This is a genomic window from Streptomyces sp. NPDC055099, assembly GCF_053607685.1.
Genome location: NZ_JBSGUA010000006.1, coordinates 335,696 through 360,786, shown reverse-complemented (window position 1 = coordinate 360,786; position 25,091 = coordinate 335,696). Strand labels below are relative to the sequence as shown.

Annotated in this window: 23 protein-coding genes; 11 read left to right on the top strand and 12 right to left on the bottom strand. The window is 72.5% G+C overall.

Features of this window, described 5'->3' with window-relative positions:
* Window positions 1–8: 8 nt before the first annotated feature.
* The 5 genes from ACWFRU_RS18625 to ACWFRU_RS18605 all read right to left on the bottom strand — a co-directional run bounded on the left by ACWFRU_RS18625 (window position 9) and on the right by ACWFRU_RS18605 (window position 6,224).
* Window positions 9–1,544: a sodium:solute symporter family protein gene (locus tag ACWFRU_RS18625; protein ID WP_453688219.1), complete on the bottom strand. Its 1,536-nt coding sequence runs from the start codon at window positions 1,542–1,544 to the stop codon at window positions 9–11.
* Window positions 1,541–1,897: a DUF3311 domain-containing protein gene (locus ACWFRU_RS18620; RefSeq protein WP_453688217.1), complete on the bottom strand. Its 357-nt coding sequence runs from the start codon at window positions 1,895–1,897 to the stop codon at window positions 1,541–1,543. The genes ACWFRU_RS18625 and ACWFRU_RS18620 overlap by 4 nt, the downstream gene beginning before the upstream one ends.
* A 43-nt stretch (window positions 1,898–1,940) precedes the next feature.
* Window positions 1,941–2,741: an SDR family NAD(P)-dependent oxidoreductase gene (locus ACWFRU_RS18615; protein ID WP_453688216.1), complete on the bottom strand. Its 801-nt coding sequence runs from the start codon at window positions 2,739–2,741 to the stop codon at window positions 1,941–1,943.
* A gap of 793 nt (window positions 2,742–3,534) precedes the next feature.
* Window positions 3,535–4,974, bottom strand: a complete 1,440-nt coding sequence (locus ACWFRU_RS18610) for an aldehyde dehydrogenase family protein (RefSeq protein WP_453688214.1) — start codon at window positions 4,972–4,974, stop codon at window positions 3,535–3,537.
* Window positions 4,971–6,224 (bottom strand): M20 family metallopeptidase, encoded by a 1,254-nt coding sequence (locus tag ACWFRU_RS18605; protein ID WP_453688212.1) that lies wholly within the window; start codon window positions 6,222–6,224, stop codon window positions 4,971–4,973. Before ACWFRU_RS18605 ends, ACWFRU_RS18610 begins: the two co-directional genes overlap by 4 nt.
* 158 nt (window positions 6,225–6,382) lie before the next feature.
* On the opposite strand from ACWFRU_RS18605, the gene ACWFRU_RS18600 reads away from it, so the two are divergent.
* Window positions 6,383–7,159 (top strand): FadR/GntR family transcriptional regulator, encoded by a 777-nt coding sequence (locus tag ACWFRU_RS18600; protein WP_453688210.1) that lies wholly within the window; start codon window positions 6,383–6,385, stop codon window positions 7,157–7,159.
* 50 nt (window positions 7,160–7,209) lie between these two features.
* On the opposite strand, the gene ACWFRU_RS18595 is transcribed toward ACWFRU_RS18600, so the two are convergent.
* Window positions 7,210–7,875 (bottom strand): MarR family winged helix-turn-helix transcriptional regulator, encoded by a 666-nt coding sequence (locus ACWFRU_RS18595; RefSeq protein ID WP_453688209.1) that lies wholly within the window; start codon window positions 7,873–7,875, stop codon window positions 7,210–7,212.
* A 36-nt stretch (window positions 7,876–7,911) separates the two neighbouring features.
* Window positions 7,912–9,612, bottom strand: a complete 1,701-nt coding sequence (locus tag ACWFRU_RS18590; protein WP_453688207.1) for an FUSC family protein — start codon at window positions 9,610–9,612, stop codon at window positions 7,912–7,914.
* 170 nt (window positions 9,613–9,782) lie between these two features.
* On the opposite strand from ACWFRU_RS18590, the gene ACWFRU_RS18585 reads away from it, so the two are divergent.
* The 4 genes from ACWFRU_RS18585 (at window position 9,783) to ACWFRU_RS18570 (ending at window position 12,990) form a co-directional block, all read left to right on the top strand.
* Window positions 9,783–10,346 (top strand): DUF5134 domain-containing protein, encoded by a 564-nt coding sequence (locus ACWFRU_RS18585; protein WP_453688308.1) that lies wholly within the window; start codon window positions 9,783–9,785, stop codon window positions 10,344–10,346.
* A 134-nt stretch (window positions 10,347–10,480) separates the two neighbouring features.
* Window positions 10,481–11,416 (top strand): M56 family metallopeptidase, encoded by a 936-nt coding sequence (locus tag ACWFRU_RS18580; protein ID WP_453688205.1) that lies wholly within the window; start codon window positions 10,481–10,483, stop codon window positions 11,414–11,416.
* 95 nt (window positions 11,417–11,511) lie between these two features.
* The gene (locus ACWFRU_RS18575; RefSeq protein WP_453688203.1) at window positions 11,512–12,210 is read left to right on the top strand and encodes a phosphatase PAP2 family protein; all 699 of its coding nucleotides are present in this window, start codon (window positions 11,512–11,514) and stop codon (window positions 12,208–12,210) included.
* Window positions 12,211–12,288: 78 nt separating this feature from the next.
* Window positions 12,289–12,990 (top strand): HAD family hydrolase, encoded by a 702-nt coding sequence (locus ACWFRU_RS18570; RefSeq protein WP_453688201.1) that lies wholly within the window; start codon window positions 12,289–12,291, stop codon window positions 12,988–12,990.
* Window positions 12,991–13,044: 54 nt separating this feature from the next.
* Here the strand turns inward: ACWFRU_RS18570 and ACWFRU_RS18565 are convergent, their stop codons facing one another.
* Window positions 13,045–13,290, bottom strand: a complete 246-nt coding sequence (locus tag ACWFRU_RS18565; protein WP_451218643.1) for a DUF2630 family protein — start codon at window positions 13,288–13,290, stop codon at window positions 13,045–13,047.
* A 192-nt stretch (window positions 13,291–13,482) separates the two neighbouring features.
* Between ACWFRU_RS18565 and ACWFRU_RS18560 the strand changes: the two genes are divergently transcribed.
* Window positions 13,483–14,187, top strand: a complete 705-nt coding sequence (locus ACWFRU_RS18560; RefSeq protein ID WP_453688198.1) for a TetR/AcrR family transcriptional regulator — start codon at window positions 13,483–13,485, stop codon at window positions 14,185–14,187.
* Here ACWFRU_RS18560 and ACWFRU_RS18555 read toward each other — a convergent pair.
* A complete protein-coding gene (locus ACWFRU_RS18555) occupies window positions 14,175–15,677 on the bottom strand; it encodes an LVIVD repeat-containing protein (protein ID WP_453688196.1) in 1,503 nt (500 codons plus the stop codon). The two genes, ACWFRU_RS18560 and ACWFRU_RS18555, sit on opposite strands and share 13 nt — an antisense overlap.
* 177 nt (window positions 15,678–15,854) lie before the next feature.
* On the opposite strand from ACWFRU_RS18555, the gene ACWFRU_RS18550 reads away from it, so the two are divergent.
* Window positions 15,855–16,508, top strand: coding sequence for a DUF305 domain-containing protein (locus ACWFRU_RS18550; protein WP_453688195.1), 654 nt, complete (start codon window positions 15,855–15,857; stop codon window positions 16,506–16,508).
* Here ACWFRU_RS18550 and ACWFRU_RS18545 read toward each other — a convergent pair.
* Both ACWFRU_RS18545 and ACWFRU_RS18540 read right to left on the bottom strand, forming a co-directional pair.
* On the bottom strand, window positions 16,486–17,718 hold the full coding sequence (locus tag ACWFRU_RS18545) for an MFS transporter (RefSeq protein WP_453688193.1): 1,233 nt from the start codon (window positions 17,716–17,718) through the stop codon (window positions 16,486–16,488). The genes ACWFRU_RS18550 and ACWFRU_RS18545 overlap by 23 nt on opposite strands.
* Window positions 17,719–17,819: 101 nt before the next feature.
* On the bottom strand, window positions 17,820–18,260 hold the full coding sequence (locus ACWFRU_RS18540; protein ID WP_453688191.1) for a DUF6214 family protein: 441 nt from the start codon (window positions 18,258–18,260) through the stop codon (window positions 17,820–17,822).
* A gap of 237 nt (window positions 18,261–18,497) precedes the next feature.
* On the opposite strand from ACWFRU_RS18540, the gene ACWFRU_RS18535 reads away from it, so the two are divergent.
* A complete protein-coding gene (locus ACWFRU_RS18535; RefSeq protein ID WP_453688189.1) occupies window positions 18,498–19,847 on the top strand; it encodes an FAD-dependent oxidoreductase in 1,350 nt (449 codons plus the stop codon).
* Window positions 19,848–19,938: 91 nt separating this feature from the next.
* On the opposite strand, the gene ACWFRU_RS18530 is transcribed toward ACWFRU_RS18535, so the two are convergent.
* Complete coding sequence (locus ACWFRU_RS18530) at window positions 19,939–20,304, bottom strand: ArsR/SmtB family transcription factor (RefSeq protein ID WP_453688187.1); 366 nt, start codon at window positions 20,302–20,304, stop codon at window positions 19,939–19,941.
* A 188-nt stretch (window positions 20,305–20,492) separates the two neighbouring features.
* Here ACWFRU_RS18530 and ACWFRU_RS18525 point away from each other — a divergent pair, with 188 nt between their 5' ends.
* The 3 genes from ACWFRU_RS18525 to ACWFRU_RS18515 all read left to right on the top strand — a co-directional run bounded on the left by ACWFRU_RS18525 (window position 20,493) and on the right by ACWFRU_RS18515 (window position 24,999).
* A complete protein-coding gene (locus ACWFRU_RS18525) occupies window positions 20,493–21,590 on the top strand; it encodes an NADH:flavin oxidoreductase/NADH oxidase (RefSeq protein ID WP_453688185.1) in 1,098 nt (365 codons plus the stop codon).
* Window positions 21,591–21,757: 167 nt separating this feature from the next.
* On the top strand, window positions 21,758–22,012 hold the full coding sequence (locus ACWFRU_RS18520; protein WP_453688183.1) for a hypothetical protein: 255 nt from the start codon (window positions 21,758–21,760) through the stop codon (window positions 22,010–22,012).
* A 155-nt stretch (window positions 22,013–22,167) separates the two neighbouring features.
* Window positions 22,168–24,999, top strand: a complete 2,832-nt coding sequence (locus ACWFRU_RS18515; protein ID WP_453688181.1) for a helix-turn-helix transcriptional regulator — start codon at window positions 22,168–22,170, stop codon at window positions 24,997–24,999.
* The last annotated feature ends 92 nt before the right edge of the window (window positions 25,000–25,091 follow it).

Genomic DNA, 25,091 nt, shown 5'->3' with positions numbered 1-25,091 from the left:
ACAGCCGGTCACCGGGCCCCCGCCCGTGTCGCGCTCTCGTCCGGCACGGCGGGGTCGGTGGCGGAGACCCCGGCGGGCCCGGGGCCCGGCGCGAGCCAGATCACCGCGAGCAGCACGACGAGGTTGGCGGCGAGCGCGATGATGCCGCCGTTCACGCCGTGGTACGGGTCGTTGTCGGTGGCCCACAGCGCGGTCATCACCGCGAGCCCGGTGAGCATGCCCGCCACCGCGGCCCGTGCGGTCAGCCGCCGCCAGAACAGGGCGAGGAGCACGACCGGCACGAGCTGCGCCAGACCCTCGTACGACAGGACGGAGAGCTCGACGAGGGTGTTCGGGTAGAAGAGACTGCCCGCGAGGGCGATCAACCCCGCCACCACGCAGACCAGTTGGGAGAGCCGCTTGGCCCGCATGTCGTTCGCGTCGCCGGCCTTTCCGGCCGCCCGGCGGCGCGCCCGCGGGTCGGCGCCGTTGCCGCCGCCGAGGACGGTGCGGCCCCACAAGGTGCCGATGGACAGCATGAAGACACTCATCGGCACGATCGCCGAGAGCGCGCCCGCGACGCCGATGAGCGCGACGACGGGCGAGGGCAGTGAATCGGTGACGAGGCTGAAGAGCGCCAGGTCTGGATTGCCCAGGGTCGGCATCACGAACAGGGCCGTCGCGCCGACCACCATCGGGACGAACAGGAGCAGTTGGTACCAGGGCAGGAGCAGCGCGTTGCGGCGCAGCGCGTTCGGGCTCTTCGCGCTGAGGTAACCGGCGACGGTGGTCGGGAAGATGGTGATCGTCACGGCGTTGAGCACCACGGTGCTCAGGAACCACATGGCGTTGCGTCCGCCGGACTCGTGCCCGGGGAAGGTCAGCCACTCGGGTTTCTCGGTCACCATGCGCTGCATGAAGTCGCCGAACCCGCCGAGGTAGTGCATGGGGATGTAGACGGCGAGGAACACGACGGCGACGATCACCAGCATGTCCTTGAGCGCGCTCACCCACGCCGAGCCGCGAAGACCGGACACGAGGATGAAGATCTCGGCCACGACGAAGGAGATGACGGCAGCGACTTTCAGGTCGACGCTGCCGTACGTCATCGCGTTCACGACGACGCCCATGCCCTGAATCTGCACCTGGATGTAGGGGACGATGAAGACCGTCGCGACGACGGCGACGAGAATCCCCACCGGCCGTGAGCGGAAGCGGAATTCGGCGATGTCCGCGATGGAGATGAGGCCGTGCCGGCTCGCGTACGTCCACAGGGCGGGGCCCACGACGTACGCGACGGCGAAACCGACGGTCAGATAGGCGACCAGGTAGAGGATCGGCGCGCCGAACGAGTACGACCAGCCCGCGGTGCCGAGGAACGAGAAGCTCGTGTATGTCTCGCCGGCCATGAGCAGCCAGATGAACAGGACGCCGAGCCCGCGGCTGGAGACCGACCACTCGGCGAGGCCCTTGGACCGGCCGCGGGCGCTCCACACGCCGATCAGGATCGTGGCGACCATGGCGAGCCCGAAGATGGTGGTGGCGACGGCTGCGGAGCCGTTCATCGGCGGTCTCCTTCGGTGGCGGTGCGGGTGTCGGTGTCCGCGAGGTCGTCGGCCGGGAGGGGCTCGACGGCGTTCATGCGGTACGCCGGGTCGAGCCGGGCGGCGAGCCAGATGACCAGGGGGCTGATCACGGTGGCGGCGATGACCCAGGCCAGGAGGAAGGGGACGCCCAGGACGCGTGGCTCGATGCGGTTGGCGACGAAGGGGGCCGAGCCGTAGAGGAGGACGGGGACGAGGAGCAGCCAGAGGGAGGGGCGGGCCACGCCGCGGAGGGTGGGGAGACCGTCCAGGGGGCTGGCCGGGGCGCTGTCCTGCGCGTCTTCGGGCGCGCCGTCATCAGCTGTGGGGGGCATGGGGGGAACTCCTGGTGGGGCGGCATACGGACGACAGCACGGGTCACACGGACGGGTCGTAACGGCCGTCGACCGCGGTCCAGCCACCGTCGACGCTCAGCACCGTGCCGGTGACGAAGGTGGACGCGTCCGACACGAGATAGGCGACGGCTCCGGCGAGTTCGTCGGCGCGGGCCCACCGCTTGAGCGCGGAGGCCTGGGCGTAGGCATCGAACCATGCGGGGTCGGCGGCGATCTGGTCGGTGAGCGGTGTACGGACGACGCCGGGCGCGACAGCGTTGAACCGCACGCCCCGCGGCCCCCATTCCGAGGCCGCCGTCCGCAGCAATTGGATCAGCCCCGCCTTGGACGCGGCGTACGGCCCCTGCCCCGGCTCCACCTGGAAGGCCCGCATCGAGGCGAACCCGACCACGCTCCCCCGGCCGCGCTCGGCCATGCCGGGGGCGACCGCTTGGATGAGCGTGAGGTAGGAGCGCAGGTTCAGCGCGATGACGCGGTCGAACTCGTCGAGGCCGTAGTCCGTGAGGCGCTTGCGCACGTTGGCCCCGACGGTGACGACGAGCCCGTCGAGCGGCCCCCACGCGGCGGCGGCGCTGCGGACGGCGTCGGGGTCGAGGACGTCCAAGGGGTGCGTGACGGCCGTACCGAGGCGCGTGTCCGCCGCATCACCCGGGCGCGTCGCGAGCGCCGCCGTGCGTTCCGCGCCGTCCGTGTCCCGGTCGGCGACGATGACGTCCGCGCCTTGGGCGACCAGCGCGCGGGCGGCCTCGCGGCCGATGCCGCTCGCGCCGCCCACGACCGCGACGCGACGGCCGTCGAGCCGGAACAGGTTGCCGTAGTCCATGGTGCTGCTACCTCTCTGGCCGGGCTGGCGGCCGGGGGCGGGGGCGGGTTCAGGGGCCGTTGTGAACTCGGGGGCGGTTGTGCTGGTCGTCTGCTGAGGGGAGGGCGTGAGTTGGGGGCAGGGCGCATCTCTTGATGGGGCGGGGTGGGGGGGGTGTACGGGGCCTGGCGGCCGGACGGCGGAGCTGGGCCGGGCTCGACGGTCGGACGGAGCTGAGCCCGGCCCAACGGCCGAGGCCGCACCCGGCCAACCGATCGGACGGGGCTGCACCCGGCCCGACGACCGGACACAGCCGCACCCGACCCGCCGACCGAACGCGACCGCACCCGGCCCGACGACCGGACACAGCCGCACCCGACCCGCCGACCGAACGCGACCGCACCCAACCCGACGACCGGACACAGCCGCACCCGACCCGCCGACCGAACGCGACCGCACCCAACCCGACGACCGGACGCGGCCACACCCGACCCGACGACCGGACACGGCCACACCCGACCTGACCCGACGACCGGACACAGCCGCACCTGACCCGGTGGCCCGACGCTGCACAGCCACCAGACTCGGCAGCCGGGCGCGACAACCGTGCGGCCTGACCCGGCCGGCGGGAGACGCGGTCTCCGCCGGCCAAGGCGGGTAACGCCGTCCCGCCGCGGGCTTCGGGGCGGTGACTGCACCCTCCCGGCCCCGGAACCGGAGGACGGGGGGTGGCCCCTCCGGGCCCAGCCGCTCACGCTCGCGGCAGTTGGCCCACCCCAGGCCCAACGACGCACCACAGGTCGCCCGGCCCCGCTCAAGGCCTGATGACCGCCATCCGGGTCACCGTCATCTCCTCGATCGCGAACCGGGGGCCCTCGCGGCCGATGCCCGAGTCCTTGACGCCGCCGTAGGGGGCGATGTCGCTGCGGTAGCCGGGGACTTCGTTCACCACCACGCCGCCTACCTCCAGACGGTCCACGGCCTCCAGCGCGGCTCGCAGGCCGCGGGTGTAGACAGCCGCGTGCAGGCCGTACCGGCTCGCGTTGACGACGTCGTACGCGGTGTCCAGATCCGGCACCGCGCGCAGGCAGACGACCGGACCGAAGATCTCCTCGTCCCAGGCGGGTTCGCCGTCGGGGACGTCGGCGAGCAGCGTCGGGGCGATGCACCGGCCACCCGCGGCGCGGGCACCCCCGACGACCAGCCGCGCACCCGCCGCCCGCGCGCGTTCGACCCAGTCGAGGACCCGCTCCGTGGCCGTCTCGTCGATGAGCGCCGACACCCGGGTCCCGGCATCCCGGGGGTCGCCGACCACCACGTCCGGCAGCCGCTCGGCGAGCCGCTTCTCGAACTCCTCCGCGACCGCGGCCACCACGACGACCCGCTGTACGGAGATGCAGGCCTGCCCCGAGGCGTAGAACCCGCCCCGCACGACCGCGTCGGCCGCCGCGTCGAGATCGGCGTCCGCGGCCACGACGAGCGCCGCGTTGGAGCCGAGTTCGAGGACCACCTTGCGGGGCGCCGCGTCCCGCGCGATGCGGTGACCGACCGCCGCCGACCCGGTGAAGGAGACCGCGGCGACCTCCGGATGCGTGGTGAGCGTACGGCCCACCTCCGCGTCCCCCGTGACGAGTTGCACCGATCCGGCGGGCGCGCCCGCCGCCACCAGCTGCTCCCGTACGAGATGGACGAGCCGCAGGGTGGCGAGCGGTGTCGCCGGGGCGGGCTTGACGATCACCGGGCAGCCCGCGGCGAGCGCCGGGGCGATCTTGTGGGAGGCGAGAAGCACCGGGTAGTTGAAGCCCGCGATGCCGACCACCACGCCGACGGGCCGCCGCCTCCAGTAGCCGAAAAGGCCCTCGCCGGACGGCTGGAGGTCCAGCGGCACGGTTTCGCCGTGCAGATGGGCCACCTCGTCGGCGGCGGACTGCCACGTGGCCACCGCCCGCAGCATCTCGACCTGACAGTCGACCCGCGGCTTCCCGGTCTCCAGGACGAGGAGGTCCACCAGTTCCGGCACCGCTTCGGCCAGCGCTTCGGCCACCCCGGCGAGCACCTGCCGCCGTACACCCGCGGGCAGCCCCGCGACCCTCACGCGTACCGCGGCGGCGTGTTCGACGGCCCGTGCCGCGAGGTCCGCGTCGCCGATCGGCGCCGTGCCGATCTCACCGCCGTCGTACGGGAAGCGGACGGGGCCGCTGCCGGGCGCGGTCACCCAGCCGTCGCCGACGGGCAGTCCTTCGGGGCAGGTCATCGCGCACCTCCGGTCGCGCCGTTCAGGAAGGAGCGCGCCGCCGCGGCGTACACCCGCGTGTACTCGACGATCTCGCGCACCTCGACGAACTCGTCCTTCTGGTGCGCGATCCACTTCCCGCCGGGCCCGTAGACGACGGTCGGCAGGCCTGCGTCGCGGGTGAGGATGGTTCCGTCCGTGGTGCCGGGCACCGCCCCGAACGGCGGTGCGGCGCCGTGCACGTGGCGGTGTCCCTCGACGAGCGCGGTGACCACGGGGTGGTCGTCGGGAATCTCGACGGCCGGCCGGTCGTCGACGACGGTCAGCCCGACGCCCACCCCGACCGTCCCGGCTGCCTCGACCGCGGACTCCCGTACCCGCTCGATGAGTTCGGTGTGGTCAGTGCCGGGAATCGTGCGTACGTCGACGCCCACGAGCCCATGCGCGGGGATGACGTTGAGCTGGTCCGGGTCTCCGCCGTGCAGGACGGTCGGCGTGACGGTCACGCTCCCGGCGTGCGGGTGGGTGCCGTACCGCTTCTGGGCCCAGTCCTGCACGTGGGCGAGCGCCTCGACGACGCGCGCCCCGGCGACGATCGGGCTCTTGGCCTCCTGCGGCATGGCGCCGTGGGCCATGACCCCGTCGAGATCCAGCCGGAGCCGGATGCCGCCACGGGCGGACGTGCACACCTCGTACCCCTCGGGCTCGCAGACGATGACCCCGTCCACCTCGCGGGCGAGCGGGGTGGCGGCGAACGCCTTCGCGCCGAGCATCAGCCCTTCCTCGTCGCACAGCACGCCGATGACGATGCGGCCCGGGAAGGGTCCGGCCAACTGCAGGGCCCGCACCGCGTAGATCATCGCCGCGACGCCGGACTTCATGTCGGCGGAGCCGCGCCCCCACAGTCTGCCGTCGCGGATCTCCGCCCCGTAGGGGTCGACGCTCCAGTCCCCTGGGTCCCCTTCCGTGACGACGTCGATGTGCCCCTCGAACATCAGGGTCGGCCCGTCGCCTCCTCCGCCCTCGATGACGGCGACGGTGTTGGGGCGTGCCGGCGCTACCTCCACCACGTCGTACGTCCAGCCGAACGCGGTGAAGAGCCCGGCGACGAGTTCGGCGGCGGGTTGCTCCACCACGGTGGCTCCTGCCGCGTTGACGGTACGCAGGCGGACCAGGTCCTGGGTGAAGGCGATGACGGCGTCGGAGTCGACGGGCGGGTCCGCGACGGGCGCTCCGGGGCTTGAGCTGGGGTGACGTGCGCTGGTGTGCATGCAACCTCCAAGTCAGCTGGCCACGAGGCCAGTCGACTGGTCAGACCAGTTGAGTTCCCGTACTCTGCCTGCACGTTCACGGCCGGGTCAACCATCAGATCTTGGTTTTCCTGTGCCGGCATCGCGTGTCAGTTACGTACCGTGGAGGGGGCGGGCCGATGGCCGCCGACGACACCGAGCTGTTCCGGCCGGTCACACCGGTCCGCGCCTATCAGCGGGTGGCCGAGCAGATCGAGGAGCGCATCCTCAGCGGTGATCTGCCGCCCGGGTCCCGGCTGCCCGCCGAGCGCGAGCTGGTCAACCGCTTCGGCGTGGGCCGCTCCACGGTGCGCGAGGCGCTGCGTGTCCTGCAGTCGGCGGGCCTGGTCCGCTCCCGCCCCGGCGACCCGCTGGGCGCCGAGGTGCTCGGCGTCTCCCCCGACAACCTCAGCCAGGCCCTGGGCCGACTGACCCGCTCCAGCGTGGCGACGCTCGGTGAACTGGTGCAGTTCCGCATGGTGTTGGACGCGGAGAGCAATCGTCTGGCCGCCCGCCTGCACGGGGAGGAGGATCTCGCCCGGATGCGCGAACAGATCACCCGCATGGAAGCGCTCAGCCGTGGCGGCCCTGCCTCCCCGCACGCGTTCAGCGAGGCGGACGCGCTCTTCCACCGGGCGATCGCCGAGGCGAGCGGCAACTCCCTCCTGGGCCTGTGCGCACGCGCCGTGCACGAGGCGGTGGTGGAGGTCATCGAGAAGAAGATCGCGGGGGTCGCGGACACGACGGCCTGGATGGAGCGCTCCATAGCCCACCACCGCGAGGTCCTGGCGGCGATCGCCGCGGGGGACGGCCCGCTCGCCGCACGCCTGGGCCGTACGGCCCTGCACGAGTACTACGCGGAGCATGTGGAGCCGGAGGCACGGGAGTTGCTGGCGGCCTCGGTAGAGGACCACTGAGACGACGGCTTCAGCGCCGCCTGGTCAGCCGCCACCCGATCAGCCGCCCGTCACCCCCGGAACCCCGAAGCCGGCCCGATCCGCCCCTCAAGCTGTCCGAGCAACTCCCCGAGCAGGGAGCTGAGTTGCGCCTGACCATCCTGGTCGATCCCGGCGAGGACAACGGTCTCGTAGGCGAGCTGATCGGGCAGGATCGAGTCGACCAGGTCGCGGCCCGCGTCGGTCAGGCCGACGTGCGAGACACGGCGGTCACGGGTGTCGGCACGCCGGTCGACCAGGTCACGCTCCTGGAGCTGCTTGAGGCGCTTGGTGACGGCGGCCCCCGAGGAGAAGGTTTCGCGGGCCAGTTCGCCCGGGGTCAGCTCGTGTCCGGTCCGGCGCAACGCGCCGAGAAGGTCGAACTCCGGCCGGGTCAGCCCCACACGCCGCAACGGCGCGTCCTCGGCCTGCTGCAGCAGAGCGGCACACCGGTTGATGCGCCCGATGACCTCCATCGGCCCGGTATCGACATCAGGCCGCACGGCCCGCCACTGCCGCACGACGGCGGCCACGGTGTCGCGGGGGGCGTCGGGGGTGCGGCTCGTCGCGGAGACGGGATCGCCAGGGTCAGCGCCGCTCGTCCCGGGCGCGGAACCGCCGGAGGCATCGACTCCGTCCCCTCTGCCCGCAGATGGCCCCGTCTCCCCCACCGCGTCCCCTTTGCTGCCGTTCCTCATGTGCCCCGTCCTCGGCCTTTCGTCTTGCCCGGCGCTCTACGCCCGCAGGTGTGCGGGCTGCTCCGTCACGTGTGCGGCCTGCTCCGCGCCGCGTACCGTCGCCGCGAGCGTACGGTGTCCGGCCTGCTCGGCGATCATTACCCGCTGGTCCGGCAGGGCGCGCTGCCACCACTCGCCCGCTGCCGCGTCGTGCGCGGTGCGCAGGTCCACCAGTGCGGCGGTCAGGGCGCGGCGCGCCGGGCGCAGGGTCGCCGGGGTGGGGGCCGCCAAGGCCTGTTCGGCGCGGGTGCGGGCCCGGTCCGTGGCTTCGATGGCCAGTTCTATGTGGTCGGCGGCGCGCCGGTTGGTGACGAGCATCGCCGCGACGATGCCGAGCAGCGCGCCGACGAACGTGTCCACGACCCGGTCGAGGATCAGCTCGCCGGGCTGCTGGAACCGGGCGAACTCGGTGACCAGCAGCGCCATCGGCGTGACGCACACGCTGCCGAGCCAGTAGTTGCGGCCGATCAGCGCCTCCGCCCCGAAGGCGAGCGCCAGGCAGCTAAGGATCAGCGTGGTGTGGCTGAGGTGGGCCAGTGGGACGATCGCGGCGAACGCGAGCACTCCGACGAGGTTGCCCACCACGCGCTGCACTCCCCTGTTCCAGGTGAGCGTGACGTTGGCCTGGTAGAGGGACGCCGCCGTGACCAGCGCCCAGTAGGGGCGGCCGACGCCCAGCGCCAGCGACGCGTACCCCGCGAGCGCGCAGCCGACCGCCGTGCGCAGCGCGATGGGCAGCAGCGGCGATCCGGGGCCCAGCCGCCGCCACAGGGAGGACTTGGCCGCCTCTGCCGCCAACTCCGCCTCCACACCCAGGAGTTCGTCGTTCTCGTCGGTGCGTACGCCGCCGGGGCGCGGCACGGCGCCCGTGCCGCGCAGCCCTGTCGCCCAGGAGCGCAGCTCGGCGGGGTCCGCCGTCGAGGGCGCCGCCAGGGCGTCCTCGGCGCGGATGACCAGGCGCTCCAGGGCGCGCCGCGCCGCCGTGCGGGCTCCGCCGGCGAGCAGTGACTGCCAGGCCGCGTGGACGGCCGCCGCCGCTGCGGGGCGGGCGCGCTCGCGGCCGGGACCCGAGGCCTCGGCGTACGCGGCGGCCGCCCGCAGGGCCCGCGCGGTGGCCCGGCGCTCGGGGCCGTGCGGCCGCACCAGGGCGGGGGCCATGCCGACCAGCCAGGCCACGGCGCCCGCGCCGAGCGTCAGGGCGAGGTGACCGGGGACCTGTCCGATGGCCTGCGGCGCGAACAGTGTGGCGGAGCTGATGAAGGTGAAGATGAGGTGCCCGGGCGGACCGATGCGGGTCGCGTCGCACAGTGTCTTCTGTGCGGCGGCGAGCAGTGATCCGACGGCCACGAGCACCACGGCCGACGTGGTGAGCGAGGCGGCGACCATCGCGATGCCGACACTGGCCAGCATGCCGACGACGACTCCGGCCAGGGCGCGGGCCCTCGCGGCGTACGGGAGGTTATGGGTGTAGAGCGCGCAGAACGACCCGGCCATCGTGTACATGACGAGATCGAGGCGGCCGATCGCGAGGAGCGTCAGATTCGGTATCGCGGTGGCGACGACCACGCTCGACGCGGGCTTGAACCAGATGTCGGACGGCTTGCCCGGACGCAGCACACCGGCGAGCGGGAGTCGCCGGACGCGGGAGGGGCGGGAGAGGCCGGAGGGGCGGGACGAAGGGGGTGACGCACTGCTCATGGCCAGAACATTAGCAAGTGTTTTACTCGAAAACGATTTATCTCGGAAGTCTCTTCCGTCACGCCGCGTCCGCCCCCTCCGCGCTCCCCGCGTACACCCATGCGCTCGCGTACGACTCGCCGCGTGAGGGCATCGACCCCAGGGACACCGTCGATCGGGGGAGGTGCGCGGTGCACGGACCGGCGCAGGCCGGCTGGCTGCTCGTCGCGCTGTGCGCGGCGACCGGGTCCTACTGCCTGCTGCGGATGCGCAGCAGGATCGAGGCACAGCGCCGTACGGCCGGCGGCGAGGCGCTGATGGGCTTCGGCATGGCGTTGATGGCCGTGCCCGCGGCCGTCCTGACCCCGCCGCGCTGGGCCTGGCTGGGGTACGCGGCCGTGTTCGGGGCGGCGGCACTGAGCGCCCTGTGGGGGGCCCGGCGCAATCGGCACCACCTGCATCACCTGGTCGGCGCCTGCGCCATGGTCTACATGGCGGTGGCCATGGCCGCGACGCCCACCGCGCACGCGGGCCACGGCGGCGGGGGCACCCCGGCACTCACCGGGGCGCTGCTGCTCTACTTCGCCGGGTACGTGTTGTGGTCGGGCGCCCGCCTGCTGCCCGTACCCACGCTCGCGACAGCGGAAGGCAGTGGCGGTGGCGCGGTCATGGGGTGGGGTGACCGCACCGAGCTGGCGATGGTGTGCCGTCTGTCCATGGGGATCGCCATGATCGCGATGCTCCTGACGCTGTAGGCCACCGCAGGACCCCGGCCGGGTGGAGAACCCGGCAGCAGTAAGGGGTGATACCCCCGCGAACGGCCGTGGCGTGCGTCACTTGAGGCGATAGGCCATACCCTCCGACGGCGCCGCCCTCATAGTCTTGACACATGTTGCTCCCCGTTGCGCTGTTGCTGCTGGGCGCCCTCGCCGCCGTCGTCGCCCCGCGCCTCATCGCACGCGCCGACTGGCCGGAGCGCGAACCGGTGGTCGCGCTGTGGGCGTGGCAGTGCGTCGTGGCGGGTGTGCTCATGTGCTGCGCCCTGTCGATGGTCCTGAGCGCCGCCGCCGCGTGGCAGGCCGTGCGCGGCCACGTCTTCGCCCCCGCGCCGCACGACGTGATCGAGGCGTACGCGCTCGGTGCGGGCGGCTCCTGGGCGCCCGCGACGGCCGTCGCGCTGGCCCTCGGCGGCCTGTGGACCGCCGCGATGCTGACCCGCGAGATCGTCCGGGCCCGGTCGAGGCGCCGCAAGGGCCGCACCGAACTCCGCCTGCGCGCGCCGCTGTTGCCCGGCGAGGAGCCCGGCGCCGACCGTCTGGTCGTCCTTGAGGGTGAGCGCCCCGATGCCTGGTGGCTGCCGGGGTCCGCTCCCCAACTGGTCATCACCACCGCCGCGTTGCGCCGCCTGAAGGGCCGTCAGCTGGATGCCGTGCTCGCCCATGAGCAGGGCCACGCGCAGGCACGGCACGACTGGCTCCTGCACTGCTCGGGCGCGCTGGCCACGGGGTTCCCGCAGGTGCCGGTCTTCGCCGCGTTCCGGGACGAGATGCACCGCCTCGTGGAACTGGCCGCCGACGACGTGGCCTCGCGGCGCTTCGGGCGTCTGACGATCGCCCTCGCGCTGGTCGAGCTCAACGAGGACCGGGGCGTGTTCGGCCCCTGCCCGACCCCGCAGGCCCACGTACCGCAGCGGGTGCACCGGCTGCTGTCCGCGCGGCCACGGCTCACCGCCGGGCGGCGGCTGCGGCTGACGGCTGCCGCGGCGCTCGTGCCGGTGGTCCCGCTCCTGGTGACGTTCGTGCCGGGGCTGCGCGCGCTGGGGTAATGGCCTGCCGCCGGAGGCCGAGGAAGCCGGGGCGCACCCCACGGGACGCCACCCCGGGATGGCCTCCGGCACCGCCCGTCGGCGAGGATCTCTCCATGCACCCCACTGCACCCCTCGACTCGCCGCCCGGTCCGCCCCGTCCCCGCAGGCCCCGCGCCCCGCTCGTCGCCGCGCTCCTGGGCGCCCTCTCGCTCCTGCTGATCCTCCTGGTCGAGCTGGAGTGGGGCCCGCTCGGCACCCTCGACGGCGACATCGCGCGCACCATGCACCGCTGGGCGGTCGCGCACGACGGCGTCACCCAGGCCAGCCGCATCCTGACCGACTGGGTGTGGGACCCGTGGACGATGCGCCTGCTGATCACCGTGGTCGTGCTGTGGCTCATTTTCCGCCGGGAGCACCGCCCGGCCGTGTGGCTCGCGGTCACCTGCGCGGTGGGCACCCTGGTGCAGCAGGGGCTCAAGGCCGCGGTCGACAAGCCGCGCCCGAGGTGGCCCGACCCGGTGGACTCCGCGCACTTCGCGGCGTTCCCCTCGGGTCACGCCATGACGGCGACGGTCGTCTGCGGGCTGCTCCTGTGGCTGCTGCGCAGGTACGGCGTCGGAGCCGCCGTGTGGCGCACGGCCGTCGCGATCGCCGCGGTCTCCGTGATCGGGGTCGGCGTGACCCGTGTCTGGAACGGCGTGCACTGGCCGTCGGACGTCGTCGGCGGCTGGCTGCTCGGCACCTTGATGGTGACCCTCGCGATCGCCACGTACACCCACCGCCCGGCCACCCGCACCCCCGAGACCACCTAGCCTCCCCGACGCACCCCCAACGCCCACGCCGCAAAGCGCACTTGACCTCCCCTTCGCCCGTCCCGGAGGATCCCTGGCATGACGATCAAGGGTGCGCTCTTCGATTTCTCCGGGACGCTGTTCCGCATCGAGTCCACCGGGTCCTGGCTGCGGGCGGTGCTCCGGGAGGCCGGACTCGCGCTCCCGGCGGCCGAGTTCGAGCGGCTGGCGGAGGGACTCGAGCGGGCCGGCGCGCTGCCGGGCGGGGCGAGCCCCGACCGCGTTCCCGAACGGCTGGCCGAGCTGTGGGCGCAGCGCGACCGCAGCGCCGCCCAGCACCGGGCCGCGTACACCGGCCTCTCGCGCGAGGTCCCGTTGCCCGACCCGCTCCTGTACGACGCCCTGTACGACCGCCACATGCGGCCGGAGGCCTGGCGCGCCTACGCGGACGCGGCCGAGGTGCTCACCGGGCTCCGCGAGCGGGGCATTCGCGTCGCGGTGGTCAGCAACATCGGGTGGGACCTGCGCCCCGTCTTCCGCGCCCACGGCCTCGACCCGTACGTCGACGCGTACACCCTGTCGTACGAGCACGAGATCCAGAAGCCTGATCCGCGCCTCTTCGCGCGCGCCTGCGAGGCGCTCGGCGTCGATCCCGCGGACACGCTGATGGTCGGCGACGACCGGCACGCGGACGCCGGCGCGACCGCAATCGGCTGCGCCGTCCACTTCGTGGACCATCTGCCCGTGGATCATCGGCCGGACGGGCTGCGCCCCGTCCTCGGTCTCGTCGACGGGGGCTGAGATGGCGCGGGCCTCGAACGTCTCGCCGCGGTGGCCGTCAGGGTGCGGGGCGCCTCATGACCGGTAGCCCTCGACCTGGGCCGCCGGGCGGGCCCGCGCCTCGTCCGGGTTCTCGCCGAACTCGGCCTTCGCGCGGCGCTGGCGCAGCAAATCCCAGCACTGGTCGAGTTCACGCTCCAACGCGCCGAGCCTCGCGCGCTCCGTCGCCTCGTCGATCGCGCCCGCCGCAAGGGATTCCCGCAGCGTCCGCTCGTCGTCGACCATCGACGAGATCCGGGACAGAATCTGCTCTTGATCCATCTCAGTACGCCTCCTCGGCCCCCCGGCCCACTGTAAGGAGGGTTCGGCCGATCGGCACCTGTGAGCAGGCAACACTCCCCCGCGGTGTTGCCTGCTCCAGGTCGCGCCGGACCATGAGGCGACCACTGAGGGTCTTGGTCCGCGACACGCTGAGTATACTGGCTCTCAGCCAGTCAACGCAGGAGTTACAGGATGTCCCCGCGTAGCGCATCGGTCAATGAAGAGTTGCGAAGGCGTTCCAGGGAACGGCTCCTGCAGGCCACGGTCGACCTGGTGAGCGAGCGCGGGTACGAGGCGACGACACTCGGCGACATCGCGGACCGCGCGGGCTCGGCCCGCGGCCTGGTGTCGTACTACTTCCCGGGAAAGCGCCAGCTCCTGCAGTCGGCGGTGCACCGGCTGATGCACCGCACGCTCCAGGCCGCCCTCGAACGGGAGCCGCGGTCCACGGACGGCGACGAGCTCCTGGCCCGCGCCATCGACGCGATCCTGGGCCTGGCCCGCGACCAGCCCCTCCTGATGCGCACGCACATGGCGGGAATCCTCCAGGCGGACGGGTTCGTGCGCTGCCCCGAGCAGCAGCACCTCGCCGAACTGCTCCGCGACACCGTCGTACGCCATGGCTCGCCCGACGTGGACACCGACTATCCGCTGCTGCGCGCCCTGCTGATGGGCGCGGTCTTCGCGGTGCTGCTTCCGGGGGCGCCGATGCCGCCCTCAGCGCTGCGGGCCGAGCTCTTCCAGCGGTACGGGCTCGCCTGGGAGCTCGGGGTCCCGCCGGGCGACGAACCGCCCGGCGGGACACATGCGCGAGTCGCCGATCAGGCCGCACAGGAGACACGGTCCCCGAGGCGGTCCACACAGCGCTACACGCGACAGTCCGGTCAGTCGAAGTAGTCCGGCTGGGTCTGGACGTTGAGCTCACCGATACGGACCCGCTCGGCGGGGTCCGTCCGCTTGTCGTCGATCTTCAGGACGTCGAAGCCCTTGGCGATGTCGTTCGAGTAGATGTAGCCGTTGTAGTAGTACGCCGACCAGGAGCCGCCGGTCTGGATCGTGTCCGTGCTGAGCGGACCGCGCTCGAAGTAGCCGATCTCCTTCGGCTTCGAGGAGTTGGTGAAGTCCCAGACGGAGACGCCGCCCTGGTACCACGCCTGGACCATCAGGTCCTTGCCCTTGACCGGGATCAGCGAGCCGTTGTGGGCCACGCAGTTCTCGGTCGCGGCCTGGTGGCGCGGGATCTTGTAGTAGCTCTTGAAGACGAGCTTGCGGTGGTCGCCCTTGCCCCTGACCTCGTAGATGCCGTTGGCGCCGCGCTCGGGTCCGGTGGCCTCGTCGCAGGTCGCGCCGCCTCCGCCGCCCAGCTCGTCGGTGAAGACGACCTTGTTCGCCTTCTGGTTGAAGGTCGCCGAGTGCCAGAACGCGAAGTTCTTGTTGTCCTGGACCTGGTCGATGACCTTGGGCTTCTCCGGGTTCTTGATGGACAGGAGGATTCCGTCGCCCATGCAGGCGCCGGCGGCCAGGTCCTTGGAGGGCAGCACGGTGATGTCGTGGCAGCCGGTGGTCTTGGAGACGCCGGGGTTGGTGGGACCGCCCGGGTTGCCGCCGCCGTCGGGGCCCTCACCCGGGAAGAGCACGGGGAAGTCGACGACCGCCGCCTTCTGCGGGGCCTTGCGCGGCACCTTGATGACGGAGATGCCGTCGTGCGGGGGCTGGCAGTCCGGGAACGTCGCGCTCGGGGAGTACGAGGAGACGTAGACGTAGACGTTCCGCTTCTCCGGCACCAGCGTGTGCGTGTGCGAGCCGCAGGCGGTCTCGACGGCGGAGACGTACCTCGGGTTGGCCTTGTCGCTGATGTCGAAGACCTTCATGCCCTCCCACGAGGCCTTCTCCGTCGCGGGCTGCGTGGTGCTGCTGCAGGAGTTGTCGCTGCGCGAGGAGTCGGTGGAGAGGAAGAGCAGGTTCCCGGAGACGGAGATGTCGTTCTGCGAACCGGGGCACAGGACCTGAGAGACGGTCCGCGGCTTCTTCGGGTTGCTGATGTCGTAGATGCGGAAGCCGTCGTAGTTGCCCGCGAAGGCGTACTTCCCCTGGAAGGCGAGGTCGGTGTTGAACCCCGGCAGCGCGTCCTTGGGGATGTTGGCGAGATGCTTGATGTTGGCCGAGTGCACGATCTCGTCGGGCGCGGGTATCTCGCCGCTCTTGACGGCTTCCCTCGCCTCGGCGGCGTCGCTCTTCGACACGCTCTTGGGCGCGGCGGGAGAGTCGCCCGGGTCGGGCGTCGCTCCGGCGGGCGCCGCGCTGAACAGCGCGGCAATCAGACCGAGCGCGGCCGCGCCGACGCCGAAGCGTCTGCGCCGTGTTCGGGGGTTGTTCAACAGGGTCACTGCGTCCTCCCTAGTCGCCGTTCGTAGTTGAACGGTTCACGGACACCCCGCAGTATCGTGCTCAGCATGCACAGATCAACAGATGGCAACGCATCTGTAATGAAAGTTTTTGATCAACCACGCACGTAAGCGTGCTAGGACGGTCCCCAACTCCCCCGCGCGCCACAGGAGGCAGCCGTGCACCACCGTCGTACGCCCGCCGTCGCCGTGTTCCTCACGGCCGCCGTTCTCGCGCTCGGCGCCTGCGATTCGGGAGGTTCCGACTCCGGTTCACAGCCCGAGAAGAAGGCGGCCCCCGGGCCCTCCGTCATCGCTCCCGGCAAACCGGGCGAGACGGCGGCGACGATGTCCGCAAAGGACGCGGCCAAGAAGAGAACCGACGACGACTCCCCCAACTCGGCGGACTTCACCTACACCCAGATGATGATCACGCACCACGGCCAGGCCCTGAAGATGACCGAACTCGCCCCGAAACGTGCCGAATCCACCAAGGTCAAGCGCCTCGCCGACCGCATCTCGGCGGCCCAGCGCCCCGAGATCGGCGCCATGAAGGGCTGGTTGAAGAAACACGGCGGCGCGAAGAAGCACGCCGGTCACGACCACTCCACGATGCCGGGCATGGCCACCGAGGGGCAGCTGAAGCAGTTGCGCGCGGCGAAGGGCAAGACGTTCGACGAGCTCTTCCTGAAACTGATGATCACGCACCACAACGGCGCGGTCACGATGGCCACCGAGGTGCTCTCCGACGGCAACAACATCCAGGTCGAGGAGATGGCCAACGACGTGATCGCGCAGCAGACGACGGAGATCACCAGGATGCGGAAGATGTGAGGCGCGGGTCGCGCCGCGGCAGCAGCAGTGGCGTGGCGAGGATGAGGACCCCGGCGATCCCGACCGCGGTACGCGGCCCCGTGACGCCGGCCAGCAGACCCCACAGGCCCGTCATGGCAGCGATGGAGAGCTTGCTGGTGACCGACCACGCGGACAGGGTGCGGGCGACGCGGTCCGCCGGGGTGTGGTCCAGGCGGTAGGTGGCGAACACCGGGTTGAACACGCCCGAGCACAGGATCAGGCCGAACTCGACGACGATGACCAGTACGAGCCCGGCGACGCCGGGGCCGATGAAGGCGAGGCCGATGAGCCAGCACGCCCGCAGCGTCCCCGCCGTGCGCAGGACCCGGTGCCGCCCGAACCGCTCGACGAGCCGCCCCGCGAGCCGCGAGCCGATCAGGCCGCCGACGCAGGGCGCGGCGAAGGCCAGGCCGTACTGCCAGGGCGCGAAGCCGAGTTCGCCGACCATCAGGACGATCAGGAGGGGTGACGTCGCCATGATCAGGCCGTTGTTCAGCACCGTGTTGAAGAACAGCGGACGCAGCACGGGGCCCGCCAGGATGTGCCGCCACCCGTCGAGCAGGTCGCCCGCCCGGAAGCCCGTCGCCCGCCCGGTGCGCTCGGGGGGCGGCTCCTTGCCGCCGATCGCGCGGACCCCGAGGGCCGAGAGCAGATAGCTGACCGCGTCGGCCACGACCGTCATCACCGGGCCGAAGAGGCCGATCGCGGCGCCGCCGAGCGGCGGTCCGAGCATCAGGGCGGTCCAACTCGTGGACTCCAGGCGGCCGTTCGCCACGAGCAGCTGATCCGGCCGTACGAGCGCCTTGAGGCAGGCGCCGCTCGCCGCGCCGAAGGCGATGTCGGCCGCGCCGACGACGACCGCCACGAGCAGGAGCTGGCCGAAGCCCAGCAGGCCGAGCGCGTACGCGGCGGGGACGCTGAGCAGCGCCGCGCACCGGACCAGGTCCATCGCGATCATCACCGCCCGCTTGCGGCGGAACTCCACCCACGGCCCGAGCGGCACCGCCACCACCGCACCCACGGCGAACCCGGCCGCCGCGAGGACCGACACCTCCGTCGGCCCCGCGTCCAGGGCCAGGATCGCGATCAGCGGGAAGGCGTCGAACGCCAGCCGCGTCCCGAACGTGCTGACCGTGTACGCCGCCCACAGCCATCCGAACTGCCGCCCGAGGGATCGCCTGGCCTCCATGCCCGGTGACCCCCCTCACCTCACGCCCGTACCCGCCCGCCTCGACCTGCGGCATCCAATACGGCGACGGGGCCGCGGGTCAAACCACCCCCGGGGGCCGCTCAGCGGCGGTGGTGGCGGGCGGGCAGCGCGCCCGCGTCCCGGGCGGACGCGATGAGCTTAAGGGACCTGCGGCGGCTGCGGCCGGTCGCCCGCATCACCGCGAGGACGGGATCACGCCCCTCGGCCTGCGCCGCGCGGTACTCCTGGGCCGCCTTCAGCCGCCCCTCGCGTCCGCGCGGCCAGGCCGGGCGAGCACGTCGTACGGCGGGCGGCGGGTCCTGAGGGAAGGCGCCGCCCGATGGCCCCGGCTGGGCCCGCAGGCCCTCCAGGGTGATCCGCCCCTCCGACACCACGGCCCGCGCGTCGATGGCGGCTCCATCACCGAAGGTCAGCCGTACGTGGAAGGAGGGGGAGGAAGGGGAGGAGGGGGAGGAGAGCGAGGAGTCTGCCGCATTCGGTTGATAGTGATCAGAAACGCCAAGAAAGGGGCTCTCAAGCACAATCAAAAGGTAGCCGTGCGATCGCATTAGGTCACGAACGGCACGCAGGGCCCACGCGGCGACCGGCTTCCGCGCGGGATGCCGGATCGACGCCCGGATCGGTGCGCGGATCGATGCGCGGATCGATGGCGGATCGACACCCGGATCAACGCGCCCCTCACGGCGTCTCCCCCTTCACGCACAGGGGTGCGATGCTGAATTCATCCCCCGAGGCCGCCTCGCGGAAGGAGCACCGCCGTGCTGCAGGTCGCCGTCGTCGGATCGGGCCCGAGCGGGGTCTACACCGCGCAGTCCCTCGTCCAGCAGGATCTCGTGCCGGGGGTGCGCGTCGATGTCATCGACCGGCTCCCCTGCCCGTACGGCCTCGTCCGTTACGGTGTCGCGCCCGACCACGAGAAGATCAAGTCCCTGCAGAACAACCTGCGTACCGTCCTCGAACACGACCGCGTCCGCTTTCTCGGCGGCGTCGAGGTCGGCCCCGGCGGCTTCCCCACGGCACGGCTGCTCGACCTGTACCACGCGGTGGTCTACTGCGTGGGCGCCGCGGCGGACCGCAGGCTGGGCGTGCCGGGCGAGGACCTGCCGGGCAGTCACTCGGCCACCGAGTTCGTGTCCTGGTACAGCGCGCACCCGGACGCGACGGCCGACGGTTTCATCGCGGGCGTCGAGTCCGCCGTGGTCATCGGCGTCGGGAACGTCGCGGTGGACGTGGCGCGGATGCTGGCGCGCGGCGTGTCCGAGCTGCGGCCCACCGACATGCCGCAGGCGGCGCTCGGCGTGCTGGCCGGGAGCCGGGTGCGCGAGGTCCACATGGTCGGGCGGCGCGGCCCCTCCCAGGCACGCTTCACCACCAAGGAACTGCGGGAGCTCGGCTCGCTCCCCGACACCGAAGTCATCGTGGATCCGGCGGAGTTGGCGCTCGATCCCGCGTACGCCGACCCGTCCGGCCTGCCCGCGGTGGGCCGCCGCAACGTCGAGGTGATGCGCGGCTGGGCCGAGCGCCCGGCGCGACACCTGCCGCGCAGCATCCGGCTCCGTTTCTTCCTGCGTCCGGTGGCCGTGACGGAGGCGGCGGGGCGCGTCGGCGGGGTGCGGTTCGAGCGGACGCTGCCGGACGGCCGCGGCGGGGTGACGGGCTGCGGGGAGTACGAGGACATCCCGGGGCAGCTGGTCCTGCGCTCGGTCGGCTATCGCGGGGTGCCCATCGAGGGGCTGCCGTTCGACCCCGGGCTCGGCACGGTGCCGCACGCGGCGGGGCGGGTGCTGCGGGAGGGCGCCGCGTCCCCCGGCGAGTATGTGGCGGGCTGGATCAAGCGGGGGCCGACGGGCGTGATCGGGACCAACCGCCCGTGCGCCAAGGAGACGGTGCTCTCGCTGCTCGCGGACGCCCCGGCCCTCGTACGCGAAGGGGTGCCCGAGGATGCGCTGCCCGCTCTGCGCGAGGCCGGCCTGCACCCCGTCGAGTGGCAGGGCTGGCTGGGGATCGAGCGGGCGGAGGCGGAGCTGGGCGCTGCGCTTGGGCGTGGGCCGGTGAAGATCCCGGACTGGGCGGGGCTGCTCGGTGCTGCGCGTGGCGGTGAGGGGTGAGGCGTGAGCGGCGTGTGGGGAGCCGGCCGATTCTTTGACCGCGAGCCGGTGGGGGCTGATCGCGCAGTTCCCCGCGCCCCTTACGGGCCGCCTACGGAGTCCCCGTGCGCTGCGCCTGGCTGGTGGCTGCGGCGAGGATGGAGTCGAGCAGGCCCGGGAACAGCGCGTCCAAGTCCTCGCGGCGCAGGCCGTTCAGCTTGGCCGTGCCGCGATAGATCTGCTGGATCACGCCGCTCTCGCGCAGCACCCTGAAGTGGTGGGTGCTCGTGGACTTGGTGACGGGCAGGTCGATCTGTGAGCACGAGAGCCCGTCGAGGCCCGGCTCGCACCCGGCGAGCTGCCGCACGACGCGCAGGCGCATCGGGTCCGACAGCGCGTGGAGCACACCCTCGAGCCGGATGTCCGCGCGCGTCGGATGGTCGAGCGCACGGCTGCTGATGGGTGCGGCGGTCGTCATGACGGCTCCACTTCGTCGGGGCTTCACGTCAGCGTTTCACGTCTGGGCTGCAGATCTGGGTTTCAGGTCTGGGCTTCACGTCTTCTCGAAGGCCTCCATAGTACGAGAGTCATCGTAGTTTGACATCTGCCGTACTACGAGGTCTATCGTACGAGCCGTACCCCAGTCCATGACGAATGGAGTCCGCCGTGAGCGCGCTGTTCGAGCCCTACACCCTGCGATCGCTGACCGTCCCCAACCGTGTGTGGATGGCGCCGATGTGCCAGTACTCGGCCGAGGTATTCGGGCCGAACGCGGGTGTGGCCACCGACTGGCACTTCGCCCACTACGGGGCACGCGCCACCGGCGGCACCGGCCTGATCCTCGTCGAGGCGACCGCCGTGAGCCCCGAGGGCCGCATCAGCCCCGCGGACCTCGGCATATGGAACGACACGCAGGTCGAGGCGCTGCGCCGCATCACCGGCTTCCTGAAGACGCAGGGCACCGTCCCGGGCATCCAGCTCGCCCACGCGGGCCGCAAGGCGTCCACCGACCGCCCCTGGAAGGGCGGCGGACCCGTCGGCCAGGACGAGCACGGCTGGCAGCCGGTGGCGCCCAGCCCGCTCCCCTTCGACGAGGGCCACCACCTGCCGCACGAACTCACCACCGAGGAGATCCGCGACGTCGTCGGCCAGTTCGCCGACGCGGCCCGGCGCGCGCTGGACGCCGGTTTCCAGGTGGTCGAGGTCCACGGCGCCCACGGCTACCTCATCGGCGAGTTCCTCTCGCCGTTCTCCAACCACCGCACGGACGAGTACGGCGGCTCCTTCGAGAACCGCTCCCGGCTCGCCCTGGAGGTCGTCGACGCCGTCCGCGCCGTATGGCCCGAGGAGCTGCCCCTCTTCTTCCGGATCTCCGCGACCGACTGGCTGACGGAGAACCCCGAGGACGAGCGGGAGGGCTGGACGGCCGACGACACCGTCCGGCTCGCCAAGGAACTGCACGCCCACGGCGTGGACCTCCTGGACGTCTCCACCGGCGGCAACGCCCCGAGGGCGCGCATCCAGGCCGGCCCCGGCTACCAGGTCCCGTTCGCGGCGCGGGTGAAGGCCGAGACCCCGCTCCCCGTGGCGGCCGTCGGCATGATCACCGACCCCGAGCAGGCCGAGAAGATCCTCGCCAACGGTGAGGCGGACGCCGTGCTCCTGGGCCGCGAACTCCTGCGCAACCCCTCCTGGGCCCGCCACGCGGCGAACGAGCTCGGCGGCGAGGTCGCCACGCCCCAGCAGTACCACCGCATGGTGTGAGCCCCGCCGCACGCCGCCGCGTCCCGCCCCGGCACCCTTGGCCAAGGGTGGGGACTGGGGTCATCCCTAGGTGACACCCCGACGCGGCGGCGGGTCCGGGGTTCGTACCGTGGCGCTGTCGCGATGTGTCACGGTTCGGGGCCTGTACCGGCCCTCGGGAGGACGTTGTGCGCTACGTCATCGAGGTGTTCCGCTCCCCCGGGGGCGTGCACGGCAATGTGGTGGGCGAGAGCTGCGAGGAAGGGGAGACGGGCCACCGCACGCAGTTCCACGGCTGGCTCGAACTGCTCTCGCTGCTCGAACCGCCCGGGGACGCCGCGTCCACGGAGACCGGAGCCACGGAGTCCGGATGTGCGGAGTCCGGGTTCACGGAGTCCGGAGAACGCGCTTGCGCGGCGGGGGACGACTCCTGTGACACCTGAGGCCGGCCCGGGTGAACCGGCTCCTCGGGAGTGGCGAATCAGCTTGTCCCGAGGGCGGTTCCGGCATCATCGTGGACGTTCAGGGCCACGCGCCCGGCACGGTTCGCCGGCACATTCCAGGCGTCCGTACCGGGTGCCGACATGTGGGGGCGGTGATGACGTCCGGCGACACACTGAACGGCCATGTCCACGCACCGGCGCCCCATGAGGCGTTCTCCGGCCGTACGCGCGAACTCGCCGCGCTCCAGAAGGAGTTCCGCCAGGCACGCGAGGGCTCACCGCGGCTCGTCCTGATCGACGGACCCGGCGGCATCGGCAAGTCCGCGCTGGTGCGCAGGTTCCTGGACACGGCGGGCGACGCCTGTGTGCTCCAGGCCAGCGGCGAGGAGAACGAGAGCGCGCTGCCCTGCGGGGTGCTCGCCCAGTTCGTCGGGCAGAGCCCCAACCCGCTGCCGGACAGCCTGGGTTCACTGATCCGCACGCCCCGCTCGGCGCCCGGCACCCTGCCGCCGCTCGCCGCGGGATTCGGCTTGCTCGACCTGCTGAGCGAACTGCAGGACAAGGGCCCCGTCATCCTGGTGCTCGACGACGCCCACTGGGCCGACTCGGCGTCGCTGAACGCGCTGACGTTCGCGCTGCGGCGGCTGCGCGTCGACAAGGTCCTCGCGATCGTGACGGCGCGGGACCCGCAAGCCCCTCAACTGCCTGACGGGATACGCCGGTTGCTGGCCGACGTGCGCACGCGGCGCATCCCGCTGCACGGACTCAGCCCGGACGAACTGGGCTCCCTCAGCGCGCAGATGGGCAGCAACCGGTTGCCGCACTCCGCGTCCGTACGCCTGCGGGACCACACGCACGGCAATCCGCTGCACGCCCGCGCGCTCCTGGACCAGGTGCCCGCGCACGTCCTGCGGGACGTCACCACACCGCTGCCCGCGCCGCGTTCGTACGCCATGCTGGTACTCGCCAACCTCGCGGAGTGCGGGTCCCAGGCGCTGCGGCTCGTCCAGGCCGTCAGCGTCCTCGGCCTCTCCTGCCCGCTGAGCGTGGCCGCCGCACTCGCCCGTGTCCCCGCGCCGCTGCCCGCCCTCGAACGGGCCGTGAAGGCAGGGTTGTTGAAGGAGACGCACCCGGGAGCCGCACCCGAGATCGCCTTCCCGCACCCCCTCGTCCATGCCGCGGTCTACCAGGACATCGGCCCCGCCCACCGCGCCGATCTGCACACGCGGGCCGCCGCCCTGGTCGACGACGAGTACGCGAGCCTGCGCCACCGGGTGCTCGCCGCCACCGGCCCGGACGAGCATCTGGCCGCCGCCCTCGCCGCCTGCGCGCGGCGCGAGGCGGCCACCGGCCAGTGGGCGGTGGCCGGCACCCACCTGCGGCACGCCTCCCGGGTGGCGACGACCGACCTGGAGCGCGACCGGCTCGCCGTCGAGGCGGTCGAGGCGCTGCTGCTCGACGGCCGGGTGCACGAGTCCGCGGAACTCGCGGCGGGACTGCCGCCCGGCGCCGACCCGGCGCTGCGCGGCTACGTGCGCGGATATGTGGCCCGCGTCCAGGGCCGCATGGAGCAGGCCCAGACCCTGCTCGTGGACGCCTGGAACCAGTGCGACCACGAGAGCGACCCCTCGCTGGCGGCGCGCGCGGCGGAGCAGTTGAGCTACGCCGCCGTGATGCGCGGGCGTTCCTCCGATGCCGCCCGGTGGGCCGAGCGTGCCCAGCGGCTCTCCACCCTTCAGGGGCCGAGCCGGATGCTGCGCTTCAACCACCTCCTCGCGCTGGGCCTCAGCGGCTCCGCCAAGAAGGCCATCGAACTCGCCGGCGACCTTCCCGATCCGCTGCTCGTGCCGTCGTCGGACATCGATCTGCTGCTGGCACGCGGCCAGTTGCGGCTCTGGTCGGACGACCTCCTCGGCGCACGCTCCGACTTGCTCGGTGCCGTCGCCAACTGCCGAAGGGGCACGGTGCCGTTGCGGCTGCTCTCGGCCTCCGCGCTGGCGCAGACCCTGCACCGGCTCGGGGACTGGGACGAGGCGCTGATCCACGCCGAGGCGTCCGCCTCGATCGCCGACGACAGCGAGCAGTCGTGGCTGAAGCCGGTTACACACGCCATCGCCAGCTGGATCCTCTCGGCACGCGGCTCCTGGGACCGCGCTTCGGCGCACCTGCGGCTCGCCCTGGACGCGCCGGGCTGCGACGAGAGCGCCCTCGCCTACGCGTACGCGGCGTCGGCGCACGGCGCCTTCGCCGAGGCCAGCGCGGAGCCGGAGCGGGTCGTCGAGGCGCTGCGGCCGCTCCTGGACTTCGCCTCGCACGACGGGGTGAACGAACCGGGCGTGGTGTCCTGGCGCGAGCTGCTCGTCGACGCGCTGATCCAGCTCGGCGACCTCGACGAGGCACAGGCGGTCCTGCTGCCCTACGAGGAGCGGGCGCAGGCGCGCGGCCAGCACGGGGCGCTGTCCGCCGCGGCCCGGGTGCGCGGCAATCTGCACGCGGCGCGCCGGGAGACGGACCGCGCCCAGGCGGCGTTCCTGCGCGCGCACGACCAGGCGGCGCAGATCCCCTCCCCGTTCGGCCGCGCCCGCGTCCAGCTCGACCACGGGGCGTTCCTGCGCAGGATCGGGCGCCGCTCGGTCGCCGTGGCCCAGCTCCAGGCGGCGTACACGACGATGAACGAACTGGAGGCGACGCCCTATCTGGCGCGCTGCGAGAGGGAGTTGGACGCCTGTGGGCGGGCGGCTCCGCCGCGGCCCGCGCACGATCCGGCGGAGGTCGACGCCGCCGCCGAAGGGCTCACCCCGCAGGAGCTGGCCGTGGCGCGCCTCGCGTCGCAAGGCTTCACCAACCGGCAGATCGCCACCGCGCTCGCGCTGAGCGTCAAGACCATCGAGTACCACCTGGGCCACACCTATACGAAGCTCGGCATCACCTCGCGTATCGGGCTCGTGCACCACTTCGCCCCCCAGGACCGGCGCACATCGTCCTAGGCCCGGCAGACCTGGCGCACTCCCCTGGCCGGAGCCCCGGCACACCGGGGTTATCCCTGGGCGGTTCCCTGAGGCACCCCCGCCCCCGCCCG

Coding starts and splice junctions, on each gene's coding strand:
- ACWFRU_RS18625 (WP_453688219.1), bottom strand. CDS start 1,544: ATGAACGGCTCCGCAGCCGTCGCCACCACCATCTTCGGGCTCGCCATG.
- ACWFRU_RS18620 (WP_453688217.1), bottom strand. CDS start 1,897: ATGCCCCCCACAGCTGATGACGGCGCGCCCGAAGACGCGCAGGACAGC.
- ACWFRU_RS18615 (WP_453688216.1), bottom strand. CDS start 2,741: ATGGACTACGGCAACCTGTTCCGGCTCGACGGCCGTCGCGTCGCGGTC.
- ACWFRU_RS18610 (WP_453688214.1), bottom strand. CDS start 4,974: ATGACCTGCCCCGAAGGACTGCCCGTCGGCGACGGCTGGGTGACCGCG.
- ACWFRU_RS18605 (WP_453688212.1), bottom strand. CDS start 6,224: ATGCACACCAGCGCACGTCACCCCAGCTCAAGCCCCGGAGCGCCCGTC.
- ACWFRU_RS18600 (WP_453688210.1), top strand. CDS start 6,383: ATGGCCGCCGACGACACCGAGCTGTTCCGGCCGGTCACACCGGTCCGC.
- ACWFRU_RS18595 (WP_453688209.1), bottom strand. CDS start 7,875: ATGAGGAACGGCAGCAAAGGGGACGCGGTGGGGGAGACGGGGCCATCT.
- ACWFRU_RS18590 (WP_453688207.1), bottom strand. CDS start 9,612: ATGAGCAGTGCGTCACCCCCTTCGTCCCGCCCCTCCGGCCTCTCCCGC.
- ACWFRU_RS18580 (WP_453688205.1), top strand. CDS start 10,481: ATGTTGCTCCCCGTTGCGCTGTTGCTGCTGGGCGCCCTCGCCGCCGTC.
- ACWFRU_RS18575 (WP_453688203.1), top strand. CDS start 11,512: ATGCACCCCACTGCACCCCTCGACTCGCCGCCCGGTCCGCCCCGTCCC.
- ACWFRU_RS18570 (WP_453688201.1), top strand. CDS start 12,289: ATGACGATCAAGGGTGCGCTCTTCGATTTCTCCGGGACGCTGTTCCGC.
- ACWFRU_RS18565 (WP_451218643.1), bottom strand. CDS start 13,290: ATGGATCAAGAGCAGATTCTGTCCCGGATCTCGTCGATGGTCGACGAC.
- ACWFRU_RS18560 (WP_453688198.1), top strand. CDS start 13,483: ATGTCCCCGCGTAGCGCATCGGTCAATGAAGAGTTGCGAAGGCGTTCC.
- ACWFRU_RS18545 (WP_453688193.1), bottom strand. CDS start 17,718: ATGGAGGCCAGGCGATCCCTCGGGCGGCAGTTCGGATGGCTGTGGGCG.
- ACWFRU_RS18530 (WP_453688187.1), bottom strand. CDS start 20,304: ATGACGACCGCCGCACCCATCAGCAGCCGTGCGCTCGACCATCCGACG.
- ACWFRU_RS18515 (WP_453688181.1), top strand. CDS start 22,168: ATGACGTCCGGCGACACACTGAACGGCCATGTCCACGCACCGGCGCCC.